Genomic DNA, 24,324 nt, shown 5'->3' on the forward strand with positions numbered 1-24,324 from the left:
TTAAAAAGAAAGGGTTCATCACTTCAACTGCTGGAAAAAGCCGAACGATAAAGCTATTGATAGGAATAAATCAGTTGCCTGAATTTAAGTAAGGCAACTGATCAGAACTTCTGTGAACGAGTACTAGTAAGTTTGGTAAGCAATGGGACTCATTAGGAAAATCGCCAAAACCTGTATATATACATAACGGTTTTAATTTTGGTGTTATGGTTTGTTCCGAGTTACAAAATAGTAAAGCACGCGTTCGCTTTCAAGGAGCCGTTGATGCATTAATGGTGCTCAGTTGGAATAGAGATCTTGATACCTTCGCGTCTCTAATCGAATCTGCGGCTTTAGATGTTCATGCTTATACTATTTTAGTTAACAATCGAAAATATGGTGACAGTAGAGTACGCTCTCCAGCAAAAGAAGGCTTTCTGCGTGACATCGCTCGTTTAAGAGGCGGTGATAATGATTTCGTGGTAGCTGCTACTATAGACATTGCTACACTTCGAGCTTTTCAAAGTAGAGCTAAACGTTGGCCAGAAAATGGCGATAAGTTTAAGCCCGTACCTGAAGGCTTTCGCTTAGCAAATAACCGGAAAGTACTTCCTCCTAAATAAAACTGTATGAAAACAAAAAAGCGAACCAGAAGTGGTTCGCTTTTTTGTTTTTACTGACCTCAAAATTCAACTATCGGTTGCAGACTTTATTCGAGTTGCAAACTTAATTCCGATAGTTGCATTCTTTATTCGCAACCTACAATCATGATCAGAGTTATTTAAGTTTGGGAAAATGCAGTTTTTTAGACCGCATTTTTCGTTATAGAGTTTTTAGTTATAGATTGGGAATTTTAGTAGGATTTAATAACCCCTAATCTAAGCGTAATTATTATAGTTTGGGAATGTTAATCATAATTACTCATTATCTATATTTAGGCTTCCTCAAATGCCAACCACTACCTACAGGACACCTATAAGCTTCGAGCTCTCGATTAGAGCTCTCATAAAAGTCATCAGCAGAGCTTTCCGCCTCAATAAAACTACCGAAAATTCGCTTTTTAATACCATCACCAGATACACACTTTTTACAAGTCGTACTGCCGGACCGAGCTATTCGTGTTTGGGCATGATGGTCATCTGATCCAAATTTCAACATTTGGTAGTCAGACTCAATATCAGCTTCTATTTGTTTAATCTGATTTTTAAATAAATTTTCAGAAAAATTATGCATACGTATACTCCTTGACTGGCCATATAGACCGTAAAGTTTTTACATGGCGGACGGATAGCGTCAAAGTAAGAGCATCAGGCTCTAGTACACCAAGTTTAGTTATTTAGATTGGAGGTAATTAATAAATTATGTGTTGCGCATTAGGTTACGCCTAGTTCTTAGGGCTTTTTCAGAATGATTTTTATGACCTAACTCAGTTCGCTGACACATAAGAAGCCACCATTCAGCAGCGATAATGCTTCTTTTTATATCTTGAACAGAAGCGTCTTTCTTAGCGTGTCGTCGAACAGCCTTATAACACTCACTGGCAATAGCTCGCACATCCTCATTAGGATCTGATTTTTTGGTGAAGTTGACTGTTTTATGGACTTTTCCATTTAAGTCCAAACCTAATTCAGTAAGAGCTTTTAAGTAACCTTGCCTCCAAACAGAAGATTGTTCTGTTACTTGGCTCGTTTCATATTTATCATCTTTCGCTTTTTCACCTTTACGAATACGCAGTCGGCTTAGGCAAAATTCAGCTAATTGTTGGGAAAATTGCACATAAAAATCTTTTTCAACTTGCTCATGTTTAGCTATTGTAAGGCTTCTATTCTCATTTATTTTTTTTGCACACTGCTCAGCAGCAAGTTGCTTTAAGGAATCGTACCATTTGCTAAAGCCTTTACGCTCAAACAAACAGTTAAACTTTGCAAGAGCCTCATCAGAGAAAGGTTCGGTCGACGAGCGCATTAGAAAAAGGCGATGTCGTAAAGCTTTATCTGGTGCAGAACGATCTAAAAAACTAAGTAATCTATCAAGTTTTTGATGGTATGTTTCTAGATGATCTTTATTCTCTACTTTTACGATTTCACCACGTATTATCCCAATGCTTTTATCTATATAGGGAACCATCTCTTCTCGTTCTAGCCTGTCAATTCCAGTAACAGCCCAATCAGGTATCAAAGCTTTAGGAAAATCCTTAGCGTCAATCAAGTCGGTAAAAAGCTCATTCCACCAAGCGGCGCATTCTGGATATAAATCTTCAGCTCGGCGGCTATTAAAAGGAATTGAACAAGATAAAATTCGTAGTTTACTTTGATAGTCTAACTCTTCTAAAGCGACTAAAAATACTTTTTTCCATGAGGTAAAATGCTTATCATAACCCCATAAATCAACGCTATCCTTTAATTCACCTCGAAACTGACTAGGCTTTGATTCAAGTAACCTTCGAAAATCTTCTTTTATAGAAAACTCAATCCAAGTCGATATCTGTAGCGGTTTCAATTTTAAGCAAAACTCATGATGAGCATTATCTTTACGTCTATATAAATCAATAATGTTTGAGTTGCTGTAGTTATAGTGCCTCTCAAAGTTACGAGACTTAAATGAACTAAAGTATCCGTCTAGCTCTTGAGCCCACCGCACATGCTCTTCGGATGGAACATTATCTAAGTTAGTATTTATATATAGTAACTCTTGAAGCTCTAGCTTCGTGTTCTCAAGCCATTCATAATTTAAAGTTTGAGTTTCATCACTATCTATAAGTTCAAGAGATATTGAATCATCAAGATTAGAGAAGGACTTATTGTAAAAGTATAAAAAATCGAACCACTTATAATTAAATCTACCAGCTTGAGAGTCGTAAGTTATCCATGCCCTTATAAAATCTAAACCACGAATTATATTAGTTGAAGTATTAGTTATTTCTTCAATTTGTGGTCCTTGCACGACGTTTGAATTAGCTATATAAGTCATAGCTTTATATAAGCGCTTGCTATCTAGTGACTGTAATCGATGAGATATTTCATCAAAGAAACTCCAAAGTACAATAGCTCTATCGCTATCACTCAACAAACATAATGAAGTATCATCAAAAAATGCTTTAGTGAGGCAGTAATCCTTTCCGTACAACCATGATGAAAACATTATATAGCTACCACATTTATCCATACCGTCATTAAATAACCCAAACAGTGCGTTAGGGTAATAAATGTCAGCTACGTCCTTTAAAAAAGCAATTATTAGTTCGTTATTCAAAGGTGCTCGGTAGCCTTCATAAAAACTAAAGATACAATTTTCAATGGTTTTCTGTTGAGTCAATAAGATAGAAATACACTTTGCAGACTCTGATGTATGGGGTTTAGTCTCAGCTAGGGCCTCTTCAAGAGCTAATGCACCTCTAAATACATTCATCCATGTATCAGAAAAGTGTTTAATCATTAATGTTCTGAAATTGCCTTGTATATCAAACTCATCTAGAGCTTGTATAAAGCGTTCTTTAGGGTCGTTTTTTTCATCGAAGGTGATATTGCCAAAAGGCGCATCAATCCTGCACATAGTATTCTCCAAAAATAATGAAGTTAGGTTTCACAAAAAGTATCCGGTATAACCGGTTTGCAGCTGAAACCTCCCGTGCAATAGATAGGGAGCGGAGTATAAAGTTAGAGCAAACATGCTCTGTAGCCGACTGCAATTTAGTCTGTTTTTAAGATAAATAAATTTCTCAGCGAAGTCAATAACTTCAATAAGGAACAATTCTAATTTTTAAGATTAAAATTATTTGTCTCACTATTCTCTAATAGTTTCAATTCAATGAATAGAGTTAAATGGCCCATCAACAAACTCTCTAACTTGCTTCAATTGCTCTATATCTCCACCAAGCATAAACTCCAAAGCAGACTGATCATTGAACTCTTTGTTTGGTTTATTTACCCATTCATCAGCCATGCTTCTATCATTGAAAATTAAGCCTAATCCTTTGTAAATTCCAATAATGTATGAGATACGTATAATTACATCGAGGTTCATGCTTTCAACATTACCTTGTTGCCATTGCTCAAATTCATTTCTATCAGGGCTACTTAAAAACACTTGACGCTGTTCTAAATTAACACCCCATGCATCCATAATATTTAAAAATACCTTTAGCGCGATCCGAGCCGCTTTTCTCGGATTTTGTTGCAGTACATTATTTGTATATCCATCCATATTCACTCTCTTATTTGTTGTTGAAGTATGTATTCTTAAAACCGTTTAACCATTCTCTATCGTGCTTATAAAGCCACATATACTCTTTATCTACTGCTTTTCTAAGCTTAGAAATAGATGGTCTAACAAGCGTGTATAGCGCTGAGATAATAGCCTGCCGTGCGGTTTTTCTGCGGGTATAAAACCTGATGCGTTGACGCAGCTTTTTTATCGCCGTTTGGCCAACTAGCACTTGCTCAATATCACCTACTGATAAATTAAAATCACGCGCTATTACTTCTGTCGGCTTTCCTACGATTAACCGTATCAAGATAGACCTGTGCATTATGCTGCTAACTTTTCGGGTATATTCTTTTAGTGCTATACCATGCACTCTAGCAAGATTACGAACGGTTGCAGCACTGACATTCGCTTTACAAATAATATCCCTTAAGGGCATACCTGATTTCAATAATGTTAATGTTTCCTTATGGCGCTCTTCGTCAATATTCACTTGTGGTTTGGGTTGTTTAACTGCACGTACCTTAATGCTTTCTCCTTTTCCGTAAGCCACAATAAAATCGCCGAAGTGCTCGAACAAAAAACTAATAATTAATACGTGCTTGATAGGATGATGACTAGAATCATCGTTATAGAAAATATTTGCAGGAAAGCCCTGCTCAACCGAGGGATTTAATAACTTTCTTACTCGCTCATCATGCATAAGTGGAGCAAAGTACGCTTTCATTTCATTACGCCATTGTATATGTCGAACAGATTTCGTTGTTGCCAAGCCTTTATTAATAAGCCTCACCGCATATGTTTGCCCAAGCTTAGCTCGATCAAATGAATAGTCATTAAGGACAAAGTGATTTATTTCCGCAATCTTAAGTAGTAGAGGGTTTGTACAGTCAGTGACTGAACTGCCAATCTCAGGGAATACAAGCTGCTTACGCGCTTTAGGTTTTGAAACAAGCATGCATTCATGCTTTAAACAAACCATAGAAAGTGGCAATTGATGCTCTAGCAACCAGTACGCCTCACCAAACGCTAACTCTTGCTCTGAAGCGCATACAGGGCAAAATTTATGAGTACCTTCATTCATAATCCGGTTGGATAATAATCCAAGCACTTTGAACGCAGCACCACTGTCGCCAACTATTAAAAAATCACGTGCTTGCTTTTTAACTCTATCAGGTGAAAAAGAAGAGTAATATTGAAAAAGAGAGTGGTTATCTATAAAACAATCAATCTCGCACGATGTTAATGATGATAGCTGACGTAAATACGAGGGGAAAATAGAGTTCAGCTGAATATCCTTATTACCGAACTTATTTATCATCGATTGCGAAAAAGACGTGGATACATCATTTAGCACTATACGTGCTGCTATGCTGTATATTGTTTCCCCTTTATAAATTCGAGGGACTATTTGTAACATTCGCATAACTTATCCTTGCCTGACTATTTAGCTACGCCGCACTAGCTTTTACTAATTCACGAATGTCTAATGGCAATACAACAGGAGGGATCTCACGCCTTATATTTGAAGTGTTTAATAGGAATTCTAAAGACAAATTGAACTCGTCCCTCGTTAGAAACAAATCAATGAGCATTAAATAGAACATGGGATGAAAGTGTTTCTCTGGTTCTAAAAAGTGCATTAAACCACCTGATGAGTTCAACGGGTAATGTCCCGATGTCAACTTACCCCAATCAAAATAACGCTTATAAACAGAGCTATTAAAACGCTTTGCTAGTATGTTTTGCATATACTGAACTCGCTGCACCTGATATGGATTTTTTCTATCATAAGAATAAACACACGCCTTTTGACGCAGCAAATTCAGTACCCGGAGTTTACGCTCTTCTGGGGGAGTATCCGTTAATTCAGAGACCCACCCCAATAACGCAACATCTTTTTCAATATCACTTTGCGAAGCAAGTATCGATAAATTATTGCTAGGCGGTAAAGAAACGTGACAAGAGGCAAGCTCTTCAAGCAATACACTATGCTTATTGCACACACGTTTATATAAACATTGATGTTCTACATGAAGGTAAGTTGTGCCATATTTTTGCTCATCTTCATTTGCACACTCAGGGCAATAGCGCCAATATTTATCTTGTAGAACATTTAATGCATTACTAAATTTGAACGTAGATAACTTTTTCAAAATGGTTTCAATACTTAAACCTTGAAACGCGGATTCATCTAAAAACAAACTATAATCATGTATATTGGTAAACTTACTAATAAAGTCCGCTAATGAGTATTTTGATAATAGTGCATGAGCAAGTTCAGAATATAGTGGGCACCACAACCGTCGGGGTGAGTTCAATTTTGAACTGCACCCATTTACTTGAATAAATGATTCAAGAGTCTCAAAGCGAGTCATTTGAAACCAACGATAAATGATACTTACTGCATGCTCATCAGGTAGTGGAGTTGGTACTTGATGCATAAAACTCTCACTCGTTCTCATAACTTGCAACAATTGAATCAGCATCTATCATTTCATCCCCCTCATTAATTCGCTCAACACTTTGGGCTGGTTTTAAATGGTGCTCACTAGTGCGCTTACGTGCAGGTTTCGGAGTGAATGCCTCGGCTTCACTGTAAAGCTGTGCAACATTCATATTTGAATCAGTGGAACGATTAGCTTTCTTTTTAGGGCTCAATACGTTGTAGTCTTTTCGAAGCTTAGAAAGAGGGGCATGCCAAATTTCCATACGTGTTTGGTAAACTTGTTTAAGTAACTTTAAACAGTCTAGCTTCTTTCCTTTCTCTGAAAGCGAATGATAGTTACGTATAAATGCGATTGAAAGCACTGATATTGCATCAGTCACTCCAGCACATAATACAAGTAATTGCAGCTTGAATTCATTACTATTTACTTCACTATTTTCAAATATCGAGGGTTGGAAATACGCAGAAAAAAACTCATCAAACTTAGACGTATCGGCATGCCATTGCTTAATTTTAATATGTGCGACAGAGTTTAATCGACGCACAGTTTGCAACTTAGTCGCCTTTGTTAATGCTTCATTTTCAGTACTCTTAAACGTAGCTAAAGCATCATCTGTTGTAGAAATGATGACGGGTACGCCAATTTTATTAAAGAGGGTTTCAATTTCCGGTAGTGTGGGAGCATCTTTGAAGTTTGATGAAGGGTTTAATACAAACTGTGCTTCATCTATGTGTATCAATCCGATGTTATATACAACAGCTGCTGTTTGCATTGCATGAAAAAGTTGATCGATAGAATCTCGTGACTTTACAAAATCACCTTTAATTTCACACCCTACCACACGTTCTAATTCATTAAAAAAGTTATGGGCAAGCGCTTTACGACTACGAGATGCTTGCATATCAAATGACATCCACACCACTTGCTGTGTTTCGAATACCTGACCACGATACTCAGTGTGTTTTATGACTTGTGGAAATGTACTTAAAATACGACGAATTAACACTGTTTTGCCAATCCCTGCCTTCCCACTTACCAAGATGCTTGGTGCAGTTGCCACATGTTCGCACGGTTGTTCTACATCAAATTTACAATTAGCCTTTAAGCGAGTACTAATAGAATTCGCTAACCGGCGGGTATCAGCATCTAAAGGGTTTCGCTTCACATAACACTTGCGCATTTGTGCATATACATTTTCATAGAGTTGGTATGCCTCCTTCGTAGGAATGTGAACTAATTTCAAGTCATCGAGACAATCATTCACATCAATCCTTGATAATGCATTAAAGCAGTCAGGAAAATGCTTAAACACATACATTAGTTCAGTAAACTCACTTTCAGTGAGTGATGATGGGAGCGCTTCAACAAGCGGATTCCCTTGATATTTACTAAGCGCTTGCGCTTTATAATTTGCTTTAGTTCTAGTTACTTTCATCAATATATATCCTCATAGTCTTCATCATCATTAAGTTGCTCGCTACTCACTTTAAATTCGGAGTTGGCTTGCATTGTTTTAAATAATTGCTCTGCTTTAATTCGCTGCTCATCTTCAATCATGATTGCTTTACGTTCTGCAATACCACTTTGAATAGTTTTTTGTGTATTGGGTGGAGCATCTTTAAAATCATTGTTCAAACGATGCTCTACAGCTTGTTCAACTTCATGTTCAAAATTGACCAGTGCATTTTCTTTTTTATGCTCTAATTCTTTGCGATTTTCTTTTATTAAATTAAGTTGATATTTTGCTTGCAGCTCAGTCATACCTTCATACCGCTGATACTCTTTTTTGAGTGAGAGAGGCTGAAGTTCGCCTGCTTCATCTTTGAAGTAAATAGTGTCTACAGTGCCGCCGAGGCTGATCACATCAATTTTAAAACGAGCGCCTGTTGCTTTTGCAAACCATCCTTTTTTCTCAGCCCAATCGCTGAAGTACCCTAAACCTTTGAGACTAATTTCGTTTCGATGAACTGTGGCCTTAAGTTTAGGCATTAGGAGATAGACAAGCTCAGGGAGCCGCTTTTGCGACATCCTGGGACGCCCTAAAAGCTCATCATTGATTAAGTGGGACCACATGGCTGACGGCGTTTGTATGACGTCGCTCATCGCCATTTCAGTTGTCAATAAGCGCTCACGAGAGTTCATCGTGTTATGGATACAAATAGCTCTTATGATGAGCCTATGAACATCTTCAATTAAGAGAACAGCTCGTTGAGACGCATGCTGAATACCGGCGTCACGCTTTTTCTCTACTGACCCAGTAATGTTGGAAAGAAAGCCTTGAATAATATGCAGTATATGTTCGACAGTGCCTTTCCCGGCTCCATTTGCTGGAGGGCAATAATCTACAATAGAAAGACCTAAATCTTCTTCCAATACTGTACTAAACTGCTTGGGAGTATTTTCACCACCATTATCAAGGCGAATTGACAAGGGGAGATGTTGACATGACCAATCATCATCATCGATATGAACATTGTATTGCTTTGCATACTCTTTCTTATTTTGGACACAGTTGACTAATGCCTCTGCAACACTTATCCATTTTGGTGAACTAAAACCAAGAGAGTAACCCATCACCTTCTGAGTTTTTACACACACTACAATACACAAAGTCGGCTTGCCCGCAGCTTCTATTTTGTTTTTATTCAATGGGTAAGCAACATACAGAGGCAACTCAGTTGAGTCTGACTCACAAAGCTGGCCTGCACGAGTAGCGCCTTCAAAAGCGCAGCCTGTCATATCTTTACGATTATTTTCATAAGCAGACTTACCAATTTTTAAAACTTGCTGCTGTTGCGGATCAAACGCTTTATTAAATAAACGTTTAAATTGCTGATAATTAATTTTTTTTGATTCATCAACAGCAAGTTCAAAGTGTGTTTCTCCTGCTATTTCAACGACTATTTCATCGGAGCAATACTCTTTCAAAAACAAAATATGTAAGCGTTTTAAACAAAACTTCCCATCTTTTTTATCCACACAGTTTCGAAGTGCAAGTCGTTGAACTTTAACAATGTCGCTTGGTTCAATCATTCTAGTCATCAAAGTAGGAATAAGACTGCCCTTTGGTCCGGGTTTTGTTTTATAAACTCGCTTACTGTTACCCACATTCGCGTACGCAATTGGTAAAAGCGCATTCTTACGACACCCATTTGAAATATATCGATTCAAGGCTCTTCGAATAGCTTTTTCATTAACGTTTAAATCAGCTGCATGCTGTGTGATTTGGCGCGCAAGCATGCCTTGCAAGTATTTTAAGATTTGCTCATCTGATTGAAATTGCTCTATCACAGACCAACTCGCTTCGCGCTTTTTTATCCAGTTAGGGCTCTCTACTTCTAACTGTTCATCACTTACACGTGAGCGCTCATCATGCAAGTAGAATAAGCCACACCCATCATCGTCAAGCAATTGTTTAAAGAGCGTGTGCGCATGATTGGTCGATAGTGCAAGCGGTTTTTGCGGCTCAACTTTGCTTTTCATCTGCGTTAAATTTGTTATCACAAAGTATTGAGCGTACTCCGTACTCTCATTAATCACTTTTGAGACAAAAAACTCATCACCTGCACCAAATTGTGCTTTAAACTTTTCAACTCCCATGGGCGTCAGTTGTAGTATGTCATTTACAGCAAACATAAATATCTAGCCCCACTTACTTATCAAAGCGAGCTTAATCGGCTTATGCAATTTAATTTCTTGCATCAAATCGATTGGCAAAGCATTTTTAAATATTGCGTTCGCAAAAAGTGTCATACTATAAGATGGCTCTATATGCAGTGATGCAGACGTTGCACTCAATGACTCTCGCAGGGTGTGGCTCGGATGTTTAATAACATCATCTAGAAGAGTGGTTACAAACTCGTTTATTTCATTTATACATATGTTCTTATCATATTTATCTATGTAATTTATTAAGTTATGCGCTTTATCCTTTGACACATCATCTCGTAAGATTTGCTCACTACGCACACCAAATCGTTTCCAATACGTTTCTGCAATCTCTAGTTTTTGGTTCGTGCGTGTTTGATTTCGACCACCAATACTATATTTAAATGCATAAGCAACACGATACTCCGAGCCATTTTCATCACGGTATGTAATTAGTAAGTCGGTAGTAACAACCGTCAATTCGCCAGTTAAATGTTTGCGGGGGTGGATGACGCCGAGCGTGTCAGCAATCTCTTGCGTAAGCACATAGTCAAGCGGATATTGCTCTTTAATTTCAACAACATTCGAATCAAATAACTTTGAAATGTAAAGGTGCTTTTCACCTTGCCCCATGAAAGTAATCACTCGTTTTTGAACTGGACAAAAGAATATAGAGCGTGTGCCAGCCGACATAAAAGTGCTTTTCACATATGGAATATGGATACCGCGCTTTTTAGCTTCGTTAAACTCTCTAACTTTTCTATTTGTCGCTTCAGAAACGTATAATTTTTTCACTTGAGTAACTCTTCTTTAATCTTGTCTATTTTTAGTAATAGAACAGAATTGAAAGTTAAACAAGCTGAAAAAGTTAATTACAAAAACATAAATACATGTTTTTAAATATCTTTTTTTGGGTTTGATTGTAAAGTAGGGGTTAGGGTAATAAATATCAATTTAAACACTAAAAAGATAGACCATTAAAGATAAACCATTAAAAACAAGGTATTAAAAAACATAAAAACTGTTTTTTTTATTAAACTAGCAATAAATTATGTAAAAAAATACACACCAAAAAGACTACTCACAATTGGAAGAAGTACTGTATACCTATACATTCAACTGGTTGTAATCTAGGCTTAAAAAACAGAGAAGCAAGTTTATTTTTTGCGTCCACGAAGACTTAAAAACCGATTTTGAGGATTTAATTATGGCTAAAGGCAGTAGTATTAATGGGAATGGCGGCGGTAAAAATGGTGGTAATAATAGCTACACAGTTATTGGGCGTGGCGATGTTTCACGAGCCAAGCTCGTAAAAGAAGTAAAGCAAGGTCAGCATCCCGATACCCATGTTTATAAACGTGATGGCGTAGAGTATGCACATAATAACCCTAATCATAATAAGCCCGATAACATTAATGATTAAGAAAGTTGTAGCTGAAAAGGGATTCAGCTATTACTTAAACATTAATATCATCAAATTTATTTGTTTTTACTGGACAAATATCCATATAGAAATTTAAGTATTAATGCTTGATTCATTTGTTCCAAAAATTAATTTTATAATAAAATGAATTACTTACAAAAGTAAATCTTAAATTTGAAAAGTACTGTTTGCAGGCAAAGTGATTCTTCTACTATCTTCAACATTATTTGAAACATCAAAAGGTATAACCCAGAGCTTTAATTCCCCACCATACTCAAAGGGATATGCAATTGGTTCCATAAAGTCATCATGACTAGGATAAATTAAGAAAAGCTCCCCATAACCAGATAAGTATTTATGCCCGTAAGCGAACATTTGATACAAATCGCTCTGCGATAGCTCAAATTTATCAGTGCCATTGTCTTTTCTACTGTCGATTAATTTCCATTTTGTATCTAATACAACAATTCTCTTGCTATTTTCTGTGATGAGGAGATCTGGTTGTAAACGAAAAATTTTTCGTTTATTGAATGACACTAGCGCCTCAGATTTTGCTTGAGTCTCAAGAGTCATGTTTTGAGGTAACTGCGTTGCTAAAATTGAAGCTACATAGCTTTCAAAAACAGTTTCTAGTGGAAATAATAATGATGATGCATAACTGCTACCCGTCATCGTCAAGGGAGAAAATCCTTCGAGAATTAACTTAGCCCAGTCAAAGGGTTCTTTATAATAATTCATCCCCCGATCTAACTTAACGGCAGACAAATCATTTTTAACATTTGTGCTTAAAGGGATACCTGTAAAAGCAAATAAAAGTTCTTTAGCTAATTTTTGGTTTGCAGCACTAGAAGAATAACTTGAGACTTTAGTTAATGCTAAGTGAATTAACCTATTAATAGGTCTATCAAGTACAAACTCATCATGCGCAACATAAAATTTATGTTTATTAATTGAGTTCTTTTTCAACTGCTTACTAACTAACAATTTTCCCTTCAAAAAAGAGAGGTTGTTTTCACGTCCAATATAATCACTTCGTAGCCCTTTTTTAATCAGTACGTTCACTGAATCAAGAAATTGACTAATAAACACTTCAAGTAGTGGCATTCTAGACTTAGACAAATTGGCGCTCTTAGTGCGAATGTGGCGGAAGGAGCCAAGTGTTGCCAACATACTGAGCAATGAATTGCGCGCTCTAGCTTGACCGTCTTCGCCATCTAGCTTTCGACCGATTTTAGGCAAGACTTCAATTTGAGTGCCATCTGGTGTAAACAGCACCCCAGCATAGTTCTGGAGTTGGAGTACCTCGGTATTATCTATACTCTTTAAATTCAGAAATCGGCTTTCAGATTCGTCACATAGGCAAAGTTGCTTCAAGTAAGCGAATGATGATTGACTGATTCTACTTATGCGTTTCGAATGCACTACTTTTTCGCCAACACCTAAATAGCCAAATTCAAATACTGTTATTGCAGCTTGAATCCTTTTCACTACTTAATCTTCTTTTTTTGCTTTATAAATGCCTATGTATGCTTCCGGCTTGTTCCACACATCATTATCAAAAGGCAAAAGCGTATAGCTTTTTTCTTCTTGTTGATAATTATTCAAACCGTGGTTATTGCCAAACAAGCTATCAAACGATTGTTTTTCTTCTCTTACAAATTGCAGCTCTTCGACTTTTTGGTTATCACCAAGTACTAATCGTATTTTATTCCAGTCCTCAAAAAAGTACTCTTCTAGCAATGGAATTATTTTGTTTTTAAATACTGACTTTAGTGTTCCAAATGCTAGGTCCTGTTTGCCTACTAAATCTTTAACAGGGATGAAAAAAGCATGACCAAGTGTATGCTCTCTGTCGTATAGTGCTTCAATGCGCTGATTCATTTTGCTTAGTAGCGCTTCCAAATCTACACCCTTAATTGACACCTCATGAAACAACTCAGGTCTAGGCATCATTTCGACAAAATCAAAGCGGCGACGAAGCGCTGTGTCCATCATCGCTAATGAGCGATCCGCCGTATTCATAGTTCCAATTAGATACAGATTTTCTGGAACACTAAACGGTTCACCTGAATTTGACAAAACAACTTCTAATGCTTCGCCTTGCTCCTCTCCAGACCTTTTCGATTCTTCTATTAGGGTAATCAATTCACCAAATATTTTTGAAATGTTACCCCTATTTATTTCATCAATCACAAGTACAAAGTTTTTAGCTTCACCTTGTTTCGGCGCTTCAAAATCATTTACCTTATATGTTTTTTTAATATGGTTAAGAATCGATTTAACATACGATGAATTATAAATTTTCTTAACACTTAAACCCCGATACAATTTTCGTAAGTTATCAATTGAAACAGGGTATCCCTTTCCTAAATCTTCGTGTGATGTTGCTTCAGGGAACACTCTAAACGTAGTGTTACCGTGATATTGCACATCAAAGTCATTGCCACGAAGTGTCTTTAACGTAATAGTAGAGGTTTCTTCTAATTCGGCTTTAAACAGCTCTATTGCTTGCTCTAGGGGATCATTATCTGGCTCAACCCCTTGACGAGCATCTTCACAAATTTGCTTAAATATACCAGCTTCAACATCATAAGAAATTTCCCCGTTATTTGAATTTGCTTTCAAGCCCTCAACAAATTCTTCGTAACCATAACTTTGATGAAACGTAACAAATCGAACTCGCTTTTCTTCTACCAACGAGTCATACTTTGCCTTCAGCTTTTTTCTTGAACTTGCTTTGAAACTAGGTTCCGCAGCCTTAACAGCAGCCTCAATAGTATGGTATGTTTTTCCCGTACCCGGTGGACCATACAATATGGTGTTAAGGGAAATAGGAGTATCATCCATTGAATATTCTGCCGCAGGCTCATTTACCTGTTTTGGCTGTTCAAACATTTGCGCCACCTCATCATAGCCCAATGAAAACTTATGTATTTCAGCTTCACTCCAATCCACTAATTCAGATATCGAGCTAAATTTTTGTAAACCTTCGCTTGAAGGCAGAATACTCACGATCCCAGAACCTGCGTAGTCTTTTCCACGAATAGCTAGATATTTTTCTCTAAGACCTTTTTTAGCGTTAACCGTATCAATTTTGACATTAAAACCATCTGTTCCAATACCTACAGTATATGCCAAGTATTCTGGGGAATTTTTGGTTGGATATATCTTTGCCCAGTTATAAGAGAAAAAGTTACCACCTTGGTTAATCGGGCTTTTTCTAATCTTTACCGTTCCAGATGGGAACATTTTTTTCTGTAATGCTCTAGCCCACCGCTCGGTTATCGCGTATGCATCTTTTAATTGCGGGTAATCTTGTATTTGCTCTACATTTTTAGGATTACTTTTTTTACCTTGCCACTTATTCAGTAAATCAAAATGTTCTTTAATGAAAAAATCCATGTATTAAATCCATATTTTAAAATTTTTGTGTCTTTGACTCATGAATATTAAAAGCCTCAAGCTCACAGTATTGCTTAGAGCGTTTACTAAATATTTCTTCGTTAAGCATAACCACATCATCATTCACTTCAGAATGGCGCTCATCCAACCCAATCCCCCAGAAAAGGGCACCAAGCTCACTAATGATATACCTGTTGTGCAAAGCTTCACCGTTATCTTTCTCAATCAATGACGTTACCGTTAATGAAGCAATACCTGTTGAATTAAAGTCGTTATGTGTAGTTATTGCATTCATCAAGAACTGAATCAAAGGTGCGCCAGCGCGGTCTTTTAGCAATATAGTAATTTCTGTACTTTCAACAGGTGAGTTAGCGCCACAAAGCTCTATAAACTTAACCATCGGGTTTAACATAGTAGCCCGGTCGCTAAAATATGGATCTACAAAAGTGATTCGAGAAGATAATCTTAAAAAATCAGTAGTTGCTTGTACCATTTCATTCAAGCTCTTTTGCACTAACCTTTGATTGGGAAGTGATCGAATGCCATCGTTCAAATCAGCAGAGTAAATAAAATCAATTCCCTGAATAGCTTGTTCTGCACGTGCATTCAAACAAAATACATGACTGGGAAATTGTTGATGTGCTTGGACACAGTTTTCGAAGAAGCTAATACCCCCATCGATACCCGAATTTCTGTCAACTAAACAAGTTTCTTCTATAAAGTTAAGTAGTTCAATCAACATGCCTTGTTGATCTTCATTTGCTTCTTCACCTTGGGCGAGAAGCGTTTTTCGTCTGAACTTATTAAACTTTTGTAACTTGCCAACAACCCTAGGAGATTGACGAGAGAATTCTCGCAAAAAATCTTCATAATTTCGTTTAGAAGAAACGACCTCAGTCAAAAACTCAGGCTCAACTAAGTGTTCCACCAACATTATAAGTACTCCTCTCTGCGTTCAGAGAAGAAGCCTTGAGGCCACTTAGAAGTGAATTCACCGTCTTCATCAAGTTTAATTCTTCGGGCAATAGCACCTTCGTCAGACGGTTCAAAGTACACAATGGAGATATAATCTTTATCAACTGGCTTAAAGCCTTCTGGTAACTCTTCATCAGTTGTTTGTCTTACACGTTTTCTCAAACGAAGAACCAGATGCTCGCTATGCGTTTCAATTAAAAAGTTCGCTTTAGATTTTATTTGAGTTAACAAGTCGCCAAGCTCAGTTTGAATTCTAGGGTGAATATGAAGCTCAGGTTGCTCTATTGCTACAATTCCTTTTCTTACTGTATTAGCTGCTACAACCAAAGGTATTACTTGAGAAATGCCAACACCCAACTCAGAAGGCCACACTGGTAAACTAGAATTTTCATCAAACAGAAAAGGAGCTTGAGTTACTATGTCAGCAGATGGCATGTCATTTGGATGTGTAACTCTACAACCTGAACCTAAACGATTTAGCCATGTGGAGACATTAGTACTTAATTCGCTTCTGTCTGCTGCCAGCAAATCCCATGCAGCTCGCCCGTCATACCAGTCTTTTTGTTCGGTTTCTGACTTAGTAATAAAATTTGGATCAGGTACAGTGCGCAGGGGGCCAATGTTCGCACTTTGTTCAAGTATTGCTAGTAAGTTATCTAATGGCGCAACAAATATTTCAGTAAAGACTGACTGCATTTGCAAATAATTTAGGTATTCCGCATTGAGCCCTATGTCAGGTTTGTATAGTCCTGCTATATCCATTACTTGATTTAAATCTGGTAACCCAACTTTTCTACAATTTACGGAAATTGGCATGACTGAGTATGCATCAAGTGAGTGATATTCTTTCTTTTGATCTTCATCTAACTCATCATAACTTTTTGGACGAATTACCGTGTCAGATTTCTCTTCCAAGTAAAATTGAAAGAAAGAATTACAGCCATTATCTTCAACAACAAAATTATCAATCTTTGAGTCGTGTTCGAGTGCTTCGGGAGAAATTGGATAATCTGTATTTTCTATAACATTTAGCCATTCTTTATGGTTTTCAGGGCGTAGTAATGAATGTTTAAAATTCAATCTGGATATTGAAGAACTACTTTGATTCAAATCTGAAGATAATTCCCCCAAGAAGTTTCCATCACTCCATACCCTGTAAGACTTAACTTTGGCACTATTAAGGGTTGCGGACCAAGCAATGGTGAACTCAAGTTCAACCCTTTCACTATTCTCTACCACTGAAGGCATAAGGAATGCTGGCTCATCTAAGGATAGAGAGTCATCATCAATGATTACTTGAGTTAGTTCTGATGCCTCTGATAAATAACTTTTTCCAATTAAGCCTAATTTATCCAACTCCACTTTAATAATAATATCGTTGGAAAGATTTTTTCCATGCACTAAAGATAAAAAGCCACCAAGTTGTTTAGATTTTAGTGCATTTATCCTTGATGGATTTGCCTGCCCCTTAGAAAGAACCTCTTGAAGGTAAAACAGCGACAAAATTACAGAGCTTTTGCCAACACTATTAGGGCCAAATAATAAGGTTACAGGAGCAAACTCTATGGTTTGCTCCTGTTTAAATGATTTAAAGTTAGTTAATGATAATTTTGTTATTCTCATATTGTTATTCTTATTGAGCCAACAGCTCACATCCTTGTTTATTATAGTTCAGCCGAAAAGGCTTTTTGACTTAATGATTGAACAAGCTCACCGTCTATAGTATTTATCCACTTCTCTTTGCTTTCATTGACTTTCTTCCAAATACCCACAAACTTCATTTGCAGCTCTTTTGGTGGGACAGGTATTTCTAACTCTTCACCATATTGTTTTGCATTTATATTGGGTTGAGCAACAACCTTTTGCTTGCTTCTTATCCAATTCCAATATATCGAAGTATCCGTAAATGCTTTTATAAACTCTGGTAATGCTATATCTCTATTTATACTGAATTTGATTAGGTATCCCGCGTAAATACATCTACCATATTTCGAGGAGTAAAGGAAAGTTTTTCCTACAGTAGCTCCACTTCTAGCAAATAATAAATCACCGTCCTTTAACAAGTACTTTTGAGACTCCTGCTCAGAATCTTGTAGAGAAACCATCTTTTCCTTCAAGTCACCTGTGCTAGTTATATCTGTAATCCTTATATAACGATAATCACCTTCTGAATAGTTGACTGCTGGTTTTCCACTTCCATATACACCTTTACCAAGTGATATGTCATTAAGAGCTTTAACCTCCCACCCCTTTGGGTTAATAAAAGGGTCACCGAACATATCGAGGAAAACGCTGCGCAGGAAGTCGTCGGCGAGGTCGATGGCTTGTTGGCGTTTGCGGCGCACGCAGTCGGCTTTATCTAAAATCGCAGCGATTCGTTTTTGCTCTTCGAGTGGTGGTAGTGGAATCTGATGCTCCCAAAACACTTTCATAGATACGCGAGGCATCTTTGCACCAGCAACTTGATCACTTATCCAGCTCACAAATCGATTAGATCTTAAATAATAAGCTAAATACTTTCTATCCAACCTGTTTTCATCAGGGCACAAAGGAACTAATTCTGTAGTAGCTAATCCTTGCTCGTCTGGTAGAACAACTTTGTTTAAATAAGGGCGTAACTTTGAGTAAAGTACATTTCGTTCATCAAACCAATGTGTAGAAGATCCTGCCGATTCAACCGAGTCATAAACTTTTTCTATCACTATTCCAGATTGTGATTGGACTTTATCTAAATTAAGTTGCCAAACAGAATTTTCATCAATAATTTGGGGATTTTTAAGTGGTTTTGAAGGAGCAACCTCACCTAACCTAACTAAAGGCCAACTCACAGCATTTTCTCCAGATCTTTTAGGTCAGCTAGAATTTCATTCTCTAAGCTAACTAAATTTCTTAGGATATCTTTTGGATCGCCATGCTCTTCCTGTTGGTAAACAACTTCTTTATAACGATTAATCGACAAGTCATATTGATTAGAAACTATCTCATCTTTACTTACCCAGAATGCTTTTTGCGTTTTGTCGTTTGCATCGGTGCCTGCAATAGCTTTATCACGGGCTTTAAACTTGGCGACTAAGTCAGGAAGATCGTTATCTTTTATCGGTGTACGCTTATCGTCTAAAGAAAATCCATCTGCTTGTAGGTCGTAAAACCAAACATGCTCGGTTTGAGAACCTTTGGTAATAAAAAGAACTGCCGTAGATACCCCAGCGTATGGTTTAAATACGCCTGATGGTAATGAAACAACACCCTGAAGCTCATTATTTTCAACTATGTGTTTACGTAATTGTTGGTGTGCATTTGATGAACCAAATAGTACACCATCAGGCACGATAATCGCCGTTTTACCACCATTTTTAAGTAAACGAAGAATTTGCGCGACAAACAGTAGCTCTGTCTTCTTGGTTTTCACCATACGCAATATTGCCGGGTCTACGTCTTCTTCATCTAATGACCCTTTGAACGGCGGGTTGGCTGCACAAATAGTATAAGAGTCTTTACTTTGCGTTGGGAAACGCTCAATAAAGCTGCCACTTAATGTGTCTTGGTAATGAATATCTGGCTCAGTCACGCCATGCATTACTAGGTTCATCGCGGCAATACGTAACATGGTGGTATCAAAATCGAAGCCATGAAACATATCGGTATTGACATGATCGCGATGTTCAACCAGCAAATCACCACTAAAGATTTTTACCTTTTGCTCTTCACCTTTTTCATTAACTACTGTTTCAGTATGGATACCTTCAGAAGACGTGTATTTCTCCATTAAATACTCATAGGCCACAGTTAAGAATCCGGCGGTGCCACAGCTAGGATCGATAATGCGATCTTCATGAGTTGGATCTAGCATTTCGATCATGGCACGAATGATATGGCGTGGTGTTCTAAACTGACCATTAATACCTGCTGTTGTTAGCTTACTTAGAAGGTATTCATATAGATCACCTTTGGTATCGCTGTCTTCCAATGGCAATTTGTTGATCATCTCAACTGCGGATTCCATTAGCGTAGGCTTTTGGATCATGCATTGTGCGTCTTTCATAAACTCAGCAAACAATGAACCTTCACCCGAAGTGCTTTTGAAATGAGGAAATACCTCATCACGCACCACTTTTAACATGCTGTCTTTATCTTGATGCATAAAACGGTGCCAACGAATATGTTGTTGGTCGTCACTAAAACGGCGCTTGAACTCTCCACCTCTTAGCTTTTGGCGTTTTTCATCGCGCTGCTCGTGTAAGTCGAGTAGTCGGGCATACATTAAAAAAGTGATTTGTTCGATTACGGTCAGTGGATTAGCGATCCCGCCCGTCCAGAACTCTTCCCATAATTTATCAATATCGCTTTTTAATTTACCAGTGATCATAATGTTCTCTTTTCAATTCTAATTAGTCTTTAAAAGACGTATCTAATTTATTTAACGGTGTTGGTAACTCTAATGACTTTAACAAGGAAAAAACGTCATCTTCGCCGCTACCAAGTACACCCTCATATATTCTGTTGTATGGCGCTTTGTCTAAGTCTGCCATTTTTATACCGCCGCTCCTTGCAATGTGCCCAATCAACATATCGATGATACGCAAAGCTTGTGGTGGCATGCGATGGTTTTGCAGTAAATTTGTGAAACTCTGTTCAATATATTTAGTATCCATGCCAACAATACTGCGAAGCAACTTGTCTAGTGTCTCAGTAGTGTCTGGATAAAACGTTTTAAGCGTTTCAATATCCAAGTCAGCGTATTTGGCATGGATAACACCATTGAGTTGCACAATTTCGTCTTCAGTAACGGGTTGCCCATTTCTGATTTTTTGAATAACTGGATCACTTTCAAAAATAGGTTCTAACGCTTCCTGCACTTTTTGTTGATAGATTTTGTAATCAACAGTATGAATATTCGTTGCTCTCGCTTTGTATTCTGTTTCAGCGTCATCCTCGATTACATCCGTATACTTAGGTCCGGGATTCGGCGGCAGGATTTCACCTTCTAGTAAATACATGACTTCTCTTAACGCAATACGATGTAGCTCTAGCTCATCAAATGTGATGCAGTGCCAATTATTGTCATCCATCAAAAACTTGATTTCAGAGGCTTTAGTTTGCACTTGAGCTGTATTTTTAGGTAAGCGTTCTAACACATCTTTGATTTCAAATTTAAGCTCACCAATTGCTTGAGGATTGAGTAATAGTTCTGTTTGTGTTTGGGCGATTAAACAATCCCAACGAAGTGCTTTACTTTCACCACGAATATCTAACCAATTCATCAATGGTGCAATTTCAGTTTCTAACAATGTAACTGTTTGCTTAGCGAATTGCTTTAACAGCTTAACATCTGACATTTGTTCAACGATTTGCCACTTGTCACGTACATTAATGTTCTTGGTATCTAAGGCAGCTATGTCTTGTTGAATTAACTTGATTACCGTTTCAAACGCTAATACTTCTAGTTTGTTCAGCGCCGTTGCCGCTAGTAACATTCTTAACTCAAAGCGCTTCTGCCCCAATGATTTACTATTGGTTGGCTCGGCTTCTTCGTATTCAAACTCGAAATAATCAAAGTTGTTCCAGTGATCAAAAATCAGGAAACGTGTTTTATGCCTTCCATTACCAAATAAGTCTTCACACAGTCGTGTCCCACGGCCGATCATTTGCCAGAACTTAACTTTCGACTTTACAGGCTTAGCAAATACTAAATTTACCACACTTGGTACATCAATTCCGGTATCTAACATATCAACTGATATCGCCAGTGTTATTGGGTCTGGTAACGATGGATCTTTAGCCTTTTCTTCCTCAGTCACTTTAAACTGTTCGATCAATGCTTCTGCTCGCGGTTCATCTGAGTGAATAACTTCACAAAAGCCATTACTTAGTTCTGGATACATTTCATCGAACAGTTCTTTAAGCAAACGAGCGTGATCGATTCTTCTGGCAAAGATAATAGACTTACCAATTAATTGATTGTCTTTGTCTTTGATACCATTTTCCATTAAGTTTCGGAGTACTTTACGGTTGGTATCTTTGTTTAAGATAGCCTTATCAATGTCTTTTGAGTCAAACTCAAATTCGTTAGGGTCTTCGCCTTGATCTTCTAGCTCTGCTACTTGTAAATCAGTTAACGATTTCTGATTAATACCATCTCGCATGAACTTAGTGGTCATAGTGACAATTTCATAAGGCACAAGATGCTCTTGCTCAATTGCTTTTTCTAACGGGTAGTTAGCAGTTGGGTCTTTATAGCCACAATCAAACAATTGACATGTTGACCGCGAAACCATTTCTACTGGCGTAGCGGTTAAACCAACTTGTAAACAATCAAAGTATTTAAAGATATTGCCAAATACGTTATAGATAGAACGGTGTGATTCATCGGCAACAATTAAATCAAAATAGCCAACATCAAACTTTTCATAAATGCCCATCATCCCCGGATAAGTAGCAATGAATATACGAGCCGTGTTTTCGTATTTTTTAGCACTTTTACCTACAACGTATGGCTTAACACCCAAGAATTCTACAAAAGCTTGGTCAGCCTGTTTACGCAATTCTTTCCTATCGCATAAGAACAGAATACGCTTTGCCCATTTTGCATCTTGTAGAGATTTAGTTAGTGCAATTGAGACACGAGTTTTACCTGTACCCGTTGCTTGTACTATTAATGATTTTCTGCGTTTTTTCTCAAACGTGTCGTGTACGCGAGAAATGGTTTCTAACTGATAGCGACGACCTGCAATGCCTGCATCAATAGTGACATCTGATAGCTTTTTCTTTTCTACTCGCTGGAATTTAACTAAATGTTGCAATGAACTTTTTGAGTAGTATCCATAGATCTTTCTTGGCGGATAACCTTGAACGTCATCCCATATATAAATGTCATGTCCATTGGTATAGAAAATTACTGGTCGCTGTCCATGTTCCTTTTCTAAACCATCGGCATAATCTTTCGCTTGCTTCTTGCCTATACGTGCATCTTTTGACGTTTTCTTGGCCTCAACAACAGCCAAAGGTAGTCCATCGTCATCCCACAGAACATAATCTACAGAACCATTGCCTGTTTCTGTGGGTTGATACTTAACTGGTACTTCTTGTCCAACTTCGTCAGTTGATACTTCATTTTCTGCAACATCCCAGCCTACTTCACGCAATTCCATATCAATAAGGTATTTGCGCGTTTCCGCCTCGCTGAAATCGAGCGTTTTAGAGATAGACTGGCTGTTTGTTGTAAAGGCTTCAAATACAGGCTCATCACGTGTAGCCGTTGCTTGTTTCGATTCAGCTAATATTCTTTCGTTTACTAGGCGCTGTTCTTCTAACTCAGCCATTGCTTGCTGATAAAGTGCGTCACTTTTTTCTAATTTTTTCTTTAATTTGCTCGCCGCAGAAATATCGGTATTAAACTCAATAAATTCAGGAACAGTATCAGCTTTGACATTGTGGTAACTACAATAAAACCATGCGCCTAATTGGTATGATTGCTTAACTGCGAATACAGCATCTTTATCTGTACCTTTGTTCTCGTGAGCAGCCTTATTACCCAATGTTTTAATGGCGTGAAATTTATCTAAAACAGGTGCAGAAGCTAACTGAATAAAGTCTTCACCAATTAATTTTTCGTGGAATGAAGCTTTTGGCAAACATGGTAAGTTCAATTTAAGGTAAATAAAGTTTACCATAAATTCGCTGAATGAACGTAGCTTAATTAGCGCACTTTGAGGATCGCTAAAAGCGTATTCTTCAGCGTAAGCACCGAAGTCAGCTAATTCAGGCCAGTCTTTTCTTAAGAACTCAAAATTCATTGATTGCTTCATTCCTAGTTATTCCTTATTTCCTATGCGGCAGCACCATGCCAAATACAAAACTATTGTGCTTTTTAATTTTAAATTCTTGAGCGCTTCATCCAGTTTGTCAGCGTTAGTGAAGCTTTTAATACCAGTACTTGTGTCGTCTGCATATTAACTTTACCGCTTACTTTCAATTCAAGCTATACATGATTATGATATTTATCAGCCAATTGAGCTATAACAGTTTTATCGAATGGTTTTTCAGATTTTGTCGCTGGTGAAGCAATTGCAGAGCTTAGATTTTGCTTCATGTTTTAAATATCTAGATTGTCAATGCCAAGCAAGAATTCTTTGCACTATTCAATTTCTAATTATTATTTATTTATAATTCATCTAACATGAAATAATAATTTTTCCCCATAAAAAAGCGAACCATTTCTGATTCGCTTTTTTTAATGCATTCGCA

Annotated in this window: 17 protein-coding genes; 2 read left to right on the forward strand and 15 right to left on the reverse strand. The window is 37.4% G+C overall.

From position 1 onward, the window contains the following. Nucleotides 1–206: 206 nt before the first annotated feature. Nucleotides 207–602: a hypothetical protein gene (locus PSR9079_RS21505; protein WP_246175633.1), complete on the forward strand. Its 396-nt coding sequence runs from the start codon at nucleotides 207–209 to the stop codon at nucleotides 600–602. A 301-nt stretch (nucleotides 603–903) separates the two neighbouring features. Here PSR9079_RS21505 and PSR9079_RS21510 read toward each other — a convergent pair whose 3' ends face one another. The 8 genes from PSR9079_RS21510 to PSR9079_RS21545 all read right to left on the reverse strand — a co-directional run bounded on the left by PSR9079_RS21510 (nucleotide 904) and on the right by PSR9079_RS21545 (nucleotide 11,075). Continuing rightward, nucleotides 904–1,212 carry a hypothetical protein gene (locus tag PSR9079_RS21510; RefSeq protein WP_149983197.1) on the reverse strand — a complete coding sequence of 103 codons (309 nt, stop codon included), beginning with the start codon at nucleotides 1,210–1,212 and terminating at the stop codon, nucleotides 904–906. A gap of 126 nt (nucleotides 1,213–1,338) precedes the next feature. Next, complete coding sequence (locus PSR9079_RS21515) at nucleotides 1,339–3,531, reverse strand: hypothetical protein (RefSeq protein ID WP_149983198.1); 2,193 nt, start codon at nucleotides 3,529–3,531, stop codon at nucleotides 1,339–1,341. 252 nt (nucleotides 3,532–3,783) lie between these two features. Continuing rightward, a complete protein-coding gene (locus PSR9079_RS21520) occupies nucleotides 3,784–4,182 on the reverse strand; it encodes an antitoxin Xre/MbcA/ParS toxin-binding domain-containing protein (protein ID WP_149983199.1) in 399 nt (132 codons plus the stop codon). Between the two features lie 10 nt (nucleotides 4,183–4,192). Next, the gene (locus tag PSR9079_RS21525) at nucleotides 4,193–5,608 is read right to left on the reverse strand and encodes a TnsD family Tn7-like transposition protein (RefSeq protein ID WP_149983200.1); all 1,416 of its coding nucleotides are present in this window, start codon (nucleotides 5,606–5,608) and stop codon (nucleotides 4,193–4,195) included. 25 nt (nucleotides 5,609–5,633) lie between these two features. Further along, nucleotides 5,634–6,626 carry a TniQ family protein gene (locus tag PSR9079_RS21530; protein WP_149983201.1) on the reverse strand — a complete coding sequence of 331 codons (993 nt, stop codon included), beginning with the start codon at nucleotides 6,624–6,626 and terminating at the stop codon, nucleotides 5,634–5,636. Nucleotides 6,627–6,633: 7 nt separating this feature from the next. Then, nucleotides 6,634–8,067: an ATP-binding protein gene (locus tag PSR9079_RS21535; protein WP_149983202.1), complete on the reverse strand. Its 1,434-nt coding sequence runs from the start codon at nucleotides 8,065–8,067 to the stop codon at nucleotides 6,634–6,636. Next, nucleotides 8,067–10,268 carry a hypothetical protein gene (locus tag PSR9079_RS21540; protein ID WP_149983203.1) on the reverse strand — a complete coding sequence of 734 codons (2,202 nt, stop codon included), beginning with the start codon at nucleotides 10,266–10,268 and terminating at the stop codon, nucleotides 8,067–8,069. Before PSR9079_RS21540 ends, PSR9079_RS21535 begins: the two co-directional genes overlap by 1 nt. 6 nt (nucleotides 10,269–10,274) lie before the next feature. Continuing rightward, a complete protein-coding gene (locus tag PSR9079_RS21545; RefSeq protein WP_149983204.1) occupies nucleotides 10,275–11,075 on the reverse strand; it encodes a TnsA endonuclease N-terminal domain-containing protein in 801 nt (266 codons plus the stop codon). 412 nt (nucleotides 11,076–11,487) lie between these two features. Between PSR9079_RS21545 and PSR9079_RS21550 the strand changes: the two genes are divergently transcribed. Beyond that, a complete protein-coding gene (locus PSR9079_RS21550; RefSeq protein WP_149983205.1) occupies nucleotides 11,488–11,703 on the forward strand; it encodes a DUF3892 domain-containing protein in 216 nt (71 codons plus the stop codon). A gap of 168 nt (nucleotides 11,704–11,871) precedes the next feature. Here PSR9079_RS21550 and PSR9079_RS21555 read toward each other — a convergent pair whose 3' ends face one another. The 7 genes from PSR9079_RS21555 to PSR9079_RS21585 are packed head-to-tail and all read right to left on the reverse strand — an operon-like array spanning nucleotide 11,872 to nucleotide 23,885. Continuing rightward, nucleotides 11,872–13,191 carry an McrC family protein gene (locus PSR9079_RS21555; protein ID WP_149983206.1) on the reverse strand — a complete coding sequence of 440 codons (1,320 nt, stop codon included), beginning with the start codon at nucleotides 13,189–13,191 and terminating at the stop codon, nucleotides 11,872–11,874. A 3-nt stretch (nucleotides 13,192–13,194) separates the two neighbouring features. Further along, nucleotides 13,195–15,105, reverse strand: coding sequence for an McrB family protein (locus PSR9079_RS24090; RefSeq protein ID WP_149983207.1), 1,911 nt, complete (start codon nucleotides 15,103–15,105; stop codon nucleotides 13,195–13,197). 16 nt (nucleotides 15,106–15,121) lie between these two features. Next, a complete protein-coding gene (locus PSR9079_RS21565) occupies nucleotides 15,122–16,039 on the reverse strand; it encodes a hypothetical protein (RefSeq protein WP_149983208.1) in 918 nt (305 codons plus the stop codon). Then, complete coding sequence (locus PSR9079_RS21570) at nucleotides 16,039–17,703, reverse strand: AAA family ATPase (RefSeq protein WP_149983209.1); 1,665 nt, start codon at nucleotides 17,701–17,703, stop codon at nucleotides 16,039–16,041. Before PSR9079_RS21570 ends, PSR9079_RS21565 begins: the two co-directional genes overlap by 1 nt. Nucleotides 17,704–17,744: 41 nt before the next feature. Beyond that, nucleotides 17,745–18,908 carry a restriction endonuclease subunit S gene (locus tag PSR9079_RS21575; RefSeq protein WP_149983210.1) on the reverse strand — a complete coding sequence of 388 codons (1,164 nt, stop codon included), beginning with the start codon at nucleotides 18,906–18,908 and terminating at the stop codon, nucleotides 17,745–17,747. Beyond that, nucleotides 18,905–20,446: a class I SAM-dependent DNA methyltransferase gene (locus PSR9079_RS21580; RefSeq protein ID WP_149983211.1), complete on the reverse strand. Its 1,542-nt coding sequence runs from the start codon at nucleotides 20,444–20,446 to the stop codon at nucleotides 18,905–18,907. The genes PSR9079_RS21575 and PSR9079_RS21580 overlap by 4 nt, the downstream gene beginning before the upstream one ends. A gap of 22 nt (nucleotides 20,447–20,468) precedes the next feature. Beyond that, nucleotides 20,469–23,885, reverse strand: coding sequence for a DEAD/DEAH box helicase family protein (locus PSR9079_RS21585; RefSeq protein WP_149983212.1), 3,417 nt, complete (start codon nucleotides 23,883–23,885; stop codon nucleotides 20,469–20,471). Between the last annotated feature and the right edge of the window lie 439 nt (nucleotides 23,886–24,324).

It is taken from the genome of Pseudoalteromonas rhizosphaerae (genome assembly GCF_902498845.1).
Taxonomy (GTDB): domain Bacteria; phylum Pseudomonadota; class Gammaproteobacteria; order Enterobacterales; family Alteromonadaceae; genus Pseudoalteromonas; species Pseudoalteromonas rhizosphaerae.

Excerpts from the sequence above, each read along its gene's own strand:
- PSR9079_RS21505 (WP_246175633.1), top strand. The coding sequence starts at position 207 with ATGGTTTGTTCCGAGTTACAAAATAGTAAAGCACGCGTTCGCTTTCAA.
- PSR9079_RS21510 (WP_149983197.1), bottom strand. The coding sequence starts at position 1,212 with ATGCATAATTTTTCTGAAAATTTATTTAAAAATCAGATTAAACAAATA.
- PSR9079_RS21515 (WP_149983198.1), bottom strand. The coding sequence starts at position 3,531 with ATGTGCAGGATTGATGCGCCTTTTGGCAATATCACCTTCGATGAAAAA.
- PSR9079_RS21520 (WP_149983199.1), bottom strand. The coding sequence starts at position 4,182 with ATGGATGGATATACAAATAATGTACTGCAACAAAATCCGAGAAAAGCG.
- PSR9079_RS21525 (WP_149983200.1), bottom strand. The coding sequence starts at position 5,608 with ATGCGAATGTTACAAATAGTCCCTCGAATTTATAAAGGGGAAACAATA.
- PSR9079_RS21530 (WP_149983201.1), bottom strand. The coding sequence starts at position 6,626 with ATGCATCAAGTACCAACTCCACTACCTGATGAGCATGCAGTAAGTATC.
- PSR9079_RS21535 (WP_149983202.1), bottom strand. The coding sequence starts at position 8,067 with ATGAAAGTAACTAGAACTAAAGCAAATTATAAAGCGCAAGCGCTTAGT.
- PSR9079_RS21540 (WP_149983203.1), bottom strand. The coding sequence starts at position 10,268 with ATGTTTGCTGTAAATGACATACTACAACTGACGCCCATGGGAGTTGAA.
- PSR9079_RS21550 (WP_149983205.1), top strand. The coding sequence starts at position 11,488 with ATGGCTAAAGGCAGTAGTATTAATGGGAATGGCGGCGGTAAAAATGGT.
- PSR9079_RS24090 (WP_149983207.1), bottom strand. The coding sequence starts at position 15,105 with ATGGATTTTTTCATTAAAGAACATTTTGATTTACTGAATAAGTGGCAA.
- PSR9079_RS21565 (WP_149983208.1), bottom strand. The coding sequence starts at position 16,039 with ATGTTGGTGGAACACTTAGTTGAGCCTGAGTTTTTGACTGAGGTCGTT.
- PSR9079_RS21570 (WP_149983209.1), bottom strand. The coding sequence starts at position 17,703 with ATGAGAATAACAAAATTATCATTAACTAACTTTAAATCATTTAAACAG.
- PSR9079_RS21580 (WP_149983211.1), bottom strand. The coding sequence starts at position 20,446 with ATGATCACTGGTAAATTAAAAAGCGATATTGATAAATTATGGGAAGAG.
- PSR9079_RS21585 (WP_149983212.1), bottom strand. The coding sequence starts at position 23,885 with ATGAAGCAATCAATGAATTTTGAGTTCTTAAGAAAAGACTGGCCTGAA.